The organism is Tahibacter sp. (assembly GCF_032229445.1).
In the GTDB taxonomy this organism is placed as follows: Bacteria; Pseudomonadota; Gammaproteobacteria; order Xanthomonadales; family Rhodanobacteraceae; genus Tahibacter.
In genome coordinates, this window is sequence record NZ_JAVTWC010000102.1 from 1 (window position 1) to 5,763 (window position 5,763).

Sequence of the window (5,763 nt, forward strand, 5' to 3'; positions counted from 1 at the left end):
CGGTGAGCTCGTTCGGCTACAGCGGCACCAATGCGCACCTGGTGATCGAGGAATACCGGGCGACACGCGGTGCGCCGCCCGAAGCGGCGCGACGCTCGGGCCTCGATCGCGTGATCGTCCTGTCGGCGCGCAGCGCCGAACGCCTGCGGCAGCGAGCCGCCGACCTGCTGGCCTTCAGCGAAGCGGGACGGCTCGACGACAGTGATCTCGCCGACATCGCCTACACCTTGCAGGCCGGCCGCGAGCCGATGCCGCATCGTCTCGCGCTGACGGCGACCTCCGTGGACCAGCTGCGCGACAAGCTGCGCCGGTATGTCGCCGGAGAGCGTCACATCGACGATCTCCACGACGGGGAAACGCGCAGCGGCCGGGACACGCTGGCCGCGTTCGCCGCCGACGAGGAAATGCACGAACTGGTCGGCAAGTGGCTATCGCGCGGCAAGCACCGCAAGCTGCTCGAGTTGTGGGTGAAGGGCCTCGCGATCGAGTGGCAGCGACTGTACGGCGCGACGACGCCAAGGCGCGTATCGCTGCCGACGTATCCGTTCGCGCAGGAGCGCTACTGGATTGCGCCGTCAACGACCCGCGTGCCGGCAACCGTGGTCGCGATGCTGCATCCGCTGGTGCAGCGGAACACATCCGACCTCGACGAGCAGCGCTTCAGCAGCGAACTCGGCGCGAACGGACAGCATGCTCTCCTGCATCTGGAGATGGCGCGGGCGGCGCTGGAACTCGCGGCCGGATGGAAGCTCGGCGATGGCGAGGGGCTGAGCCTGCGGGCGGTGAGCTGGCCACAGCCGGCCCGTTTCGACGGTCATCCGATACCGATGCACATTGCCCTGCATGGGGCCAGCACCGGTCCGGTCGGATACGAGATCTTCAGCGAGCCCGAGCCGGGCATGCGGTCGATCCACGGCTGCGGCACGGCGCTGCGCACCCGTGGCGAAGTCACGACGGTGGATATCGACCGGCTGCAGGCCGAAGAGGCCGCACCGGCATCGATGGTGGTGCCATGGGGGTTGCCGAAACACACGGATGCGATCGAATCCGCCTGCCTGCTGCGGCCCTCCGCACTGGAGACGGTCCTGCAGGCCGCGCAGGAGCTGCTCGGCAAATCTCTCGCACCGCAGAGCCTGGACACCCTGGAGCTGTTCGCCGGCCTCGGCGATAGCGGATACGCGCTGCTGCGCAACACCTCGACGGCCGATACGGCGAGCGTCGACGTGCAGTTGTGCGACGAGCACGGCACCGTGTGCGCCGCACTGCACGGATTGGCATTCGCCGCGGCAGAGCGCCCGAACGATGCCGCGGCAGCCGCGGAACTGATGATCCTGCAGGAGCGCTGGCTGGCGCAGCCGCCCGGGCAGCCGGCGCACGACATCGCGCGCATCGTGTGCTTCGTCGCGGACGCGACGATGGCCGATGACGTCGAGCAGACCCTGCGCGAGATCGCGCCGCAGGCGCTGGCGGTCTGCGTGCTGCCCGGAGACGCCGAGCAACGCATCGGCGCGAATCGCTACGTCTTCGTACGCGACGACGGTGCGAGCTGTCGTCGCGTGTCGACCCTGCTCGCCGAAGAACACGGCAAGGTCGACGCCGTGGTCGTCGGCGTGACCTTGCGGGAATCCGCTGGCGAGGGCGACTGGCGCAGCCTGCTGTCGCTGCTGCAAGGCCTGTTCGCCTCGGGTCTGTCGTGCGGCAGGCTGCTGCTGTGCACGGCGTACGGCGATGCGCTGTCGCGCTGCCATGCCGAGTCGTGGATAGGGATCGAGCGTTCGCTGGGCGTACTGGTCCCGTCGCTGCCGGTCGCGGTGCTGGTACGGCACGGCGCGCTGCGCAGCTCGGCCAGCGTGCAGCAGTGGACGCAATCCCTGTGGCAGGAATTGCGCGCCGCGTCACTGCGCAGCGTGCGCCACGACGCGGACCGTCGTTACGTGCTGCAGGTGCAGGAACAGCCGCTGACCGCGGCATCGAACGCGCTGGGTCACGGCGGCGTGTACTGGATCACCGGCGGTGCCGGTGGCCTGGGTGCCGTGGTCGCACGCCATCTGCTCGAACGCTATGCGGCCAACGTGGTCCTGAGCGGCCGGCGTGAGCTGGACGACGCGCGTCAGGCCGAGCTGCAGACCTGGACTCGCCATGGTGGCGAAGTTCTCTATGTCGCCGCCGACGTCGCCGATGCAGCGGCGATGCGTCACGGCGTGGCGCGGGCCGTCGAGCGCTTCGGCGCGATCGAGGGCGTGTTCCACGCGGCCGGCGTGCTGGAGGCGGGGTCGCTGCTGGACAAGCACGCCGATGCATTCGCGCGCGTACTGGCGCCGAAGGTGCGCGGCACGCAGGTGCTCGATGAGGTGATGCAGGATCAGCCTCTCGCGTTCGTGTGCTACTTCGGTTCGAGCGCGGCGGTACTGGGCGACTTTGGCAGCGGCGACTACGCACTGGGCAATCGTTTCGAGATGGCCTACGCGGAACATGTGGCAGGCCCGGGCCGGCGTATCGCGATCGACTGGCCTGTGTGGGCCGACGGCGGGATGCAGGTCGCCGACGCGGAAAACCTGGCGCTGTACCTGCAGGCGAGTGGCCAGGCGGCACTGAGCGCGCAGGCGGGGCTCGACGTGCTCGAGCAGACACTCGCCCAGCCGGCTGGTCATTACCTCGTCATGGTCGGGCAGCGCGCGCGGATCGAACGCACGCTCGGCATGCAGGGGCCACGCGAGAACGCAGCGCCCGAACGGGCGGCGGCGGTGGTTCCGGCTCAGAGCCCGGCGCGCCGCCGGGCGGAGCTGCGCGGCCTGTCGCTCGAGGACTGCGTGCAGTGGGAGCTGAAGGCGCAGATCGGCGAGCTGCTCAAGCTTGGCCATGACCAGATCCACGCGCAGGAGAACCTGGTCGACTACGGCTTCGACTCGATCTTGCTGGCGCACTGGGCGCGTCGCATTTCGCAGCACTACGCGATCGAGCTGACGCCCGCGGTCTTCTTCAGCCATCCGACGCTGGAACAGGTGGTCGCCTACCTGCTGTCACGGCACGTCGCACCGCTGCAGGCGTTCTACCAGCAGGACGTCGCCGCTGTACCGGTAGCGCCCATGGCGGCGCCTCGCGCGATGGCTCCGCCCATCCCACGCACGCGCGGGCGTCAGCGCAGCGCCGATGCGCACATCGCCGCTGCGCCGTCGGTGCTCGAGCCGATCGCGATCGTCGGCATGAGCGGCCGTTTCGCGCAGGCGCGTACAGTCGAGGAATTCTGGAACACCCTGGTCGACGCGCGCGAGGCGGTCACCGAGATCCCCTCGGATCGCTTCGACTGGCGCAGCTATTACGACAACAGTGTTGCGTCCGCGCAGCGCATAACGAGCAAGTGGCTCGGCGCGGTGCCCGGCGTCGCCGAGTTCGACGCGGCGTTCTTCGAGATTTCGCCGCGCGAAGCACTCGGCATGGACCCGCGCCAGCGCCTGCTGTTGCAGGAAGCATGGAATGCGCTGGAAGACGCCGCGTACGGGCAGTCGCAATGCACGCAGCAGAAGATTGGCGTCTTCGTCGGCGCGGAGCAGGGCGAGTATCAGTGGTTGGCTGGCACGCAGGCCACGTTGACGGGCAATCACGATGCGATCCTCGCGTCGCGGCTGTCGTATTTCCTGAACCTGCGCGGTCCGGTGATGGCGCTCAACACCTCGTGTTCGTCGGGTCTGGTGGCCGCACATCAGGCCTGCCAGAGCCTGCGCAGCGGCGAATGCGACACCGCTATCGCGGCCGGTGTGAACCTGATGCTGACTCCGCATGCGTACTGGGGAATGAGCCAGGCCGGGATGCTGTCGGAAGACGGACGCTGCTATGCGTTCGATCGCCGTGCGAACGGCCTGGTACCGGGCGAGGCGGTGGTGGCGGTGGTGCTCAAGCGGCTGTCGCGGGCACAGGCGGACGGCGATCCGATCCGTGCGGTGATCGTGGGCAGCGGAATCAACTACGACGGCCATACCAACGGCATCACGGCGCCGAACGGCGCCGCGCAAGCGGAACTGATCGGTGAGGTGTACGCGCGCTCGGGCATCGATGCGCGGCAGATCGGCTATGTGGTCACGCACGGCACGGGCACGCGGCTGGGCGATCCGGTGGAGGTCAATGCGCTGCAGGAGGTGTTCGGCGCGCACACGGCCGAGCGCGGGTTCTGCGCGCTGACCTCGACCAAGGGCAATGTGGGTCACACCTTTGCCGCCTCGGGGCTGGTGAACCTGGTGTGTGCGGTGCAGGCGCTGCAGCATCGCCAGATCCCGGCGAGCCTGCACTGCGAGGAGCAAAGCGAATACATCGACTGGGAACGCAGCGCGTTCCACGTCAACCGGCAGACGCGGCCATGGCTGTCGGACGGACCGCGCCATGCGGCGCTGAGCGCGTTCGGCATGAGCGGTACCAATGTGCACATGGTGGTGCGCGAGGCCGAGGCGCCGGTCGAAGCGGTGCCCACCGGCGTGGCGCCGTACTGGCTGCTGGCGCTGTCGGCGAAAAGCGCCGTGGCCTTGCAGCAGCGGTTGCGCGATCTGAGCGTTGTGCTGCGGTCACGCGAGTGGGATGCCGCGGCAGTGCAGTCGCTCGGTTACACGCTGCTGTGCGGGCGCCAGCACTTCGCGCATCGCTGCGTGATCGTGGCGCAGGATGTCGAGGACGCACTGCATCTGCTCGCGCGCGCCGAAGCTGGCGAACGGCCTGCGAAGGTGTTCACCGGCGTCGTGCCGCGCGAATTCAGCGGGCAGAAGACGATGCTGCAGTACGGGCAGGAACTGATCGGTCGCGTGTCGACCGGATCGGTCGACGGCCGCGATGCGCACGAGGCGCTGTACGGGTTGGCGGACCTGTATTGCCAGGGTTATGCGCTGCCGTGGGCGGCGCTGTTCGGCGCTGCGCCGCCGCGGCGCATGGCGCTGCCGACGTATCCGTTTGCGCGGGACCTCCATTGGGTGGAGACAGCGGCGCTGGAGACATCTGCGCTGGAGACATCTGCGGCGGTCAGCACCGTGGAGGCCACCCGTCGCGTCGACGAGGAGTCCGCTGGCGGTATTGCACTGGTCGCGACCGCCGCGCTGGCGGAACGTACGCCGCGCGCCGCGCGTGCGAGCGGAAAGCCGGCCGGCATCGCGCTGACGCGGCTGACATCGGCGCCGGCACGTGCAGTGACGGCGAGCATGGCCGCCGCGGTGCAGCACGAACCGGTCGCCCAGCAAACACCGCCCCCAGCCCACCCTCCCCGTGAAGGGGAGGGCTCAACGCCTGCGGCTGTGATGCCGACGCGCATCGACAGGACGCCCGACACGAACAAGGTCCAGGCGGAACTGGCGCGGACATTGGCCGACGCGCTGTACATGGACGTGTCGGACGTCGAGCCGCAAAAACCCTTTGCCGAAATGGGACTGGATTCGATCATCGGCGTGGAATGGGTGCGCACGATCAATCGTCGCTACACCCTGTCGATGCCGGCGGCGCGGATCTACGACTTTCCGAACGTGCAGCAACTGGCGCAGTACCTCGTCCAGCTGATGGCGCAGCGTACCGACGAAGCGGTGCCGACCCCGGCGCCGATCGCAGACAGCGCCGTGCTGGCCCCGACGCCAGAGGCAACGCCGGAAGCGAGCGATGTCACGCCGCCGACCCCGGAAGTACACGCCACGCGTTCCGGATCGGCCGCGCCGCGCGCTGCCGGCAGCCACGATGCGATTGCGATCATCGGCATGTCGGGCCGCTATCCGGATGCGCCGGACCTCGACACGTTCT

1 protein-coding gene is annotated in these 5,763 nt (G+C 68.9%); it reads left to right on the forward strand.

What is annotated here, in order from left to right; translation table 11 throughout:
• Positions 1-5,763 (forward strand): SDR family NAD(P)-dependent oxidoreductase (locus tag RUU78_RS17810; RefSeq protein ID WP_313918813.1); only part of this gene is annotated, 5,763 nt, incomplete at both ends.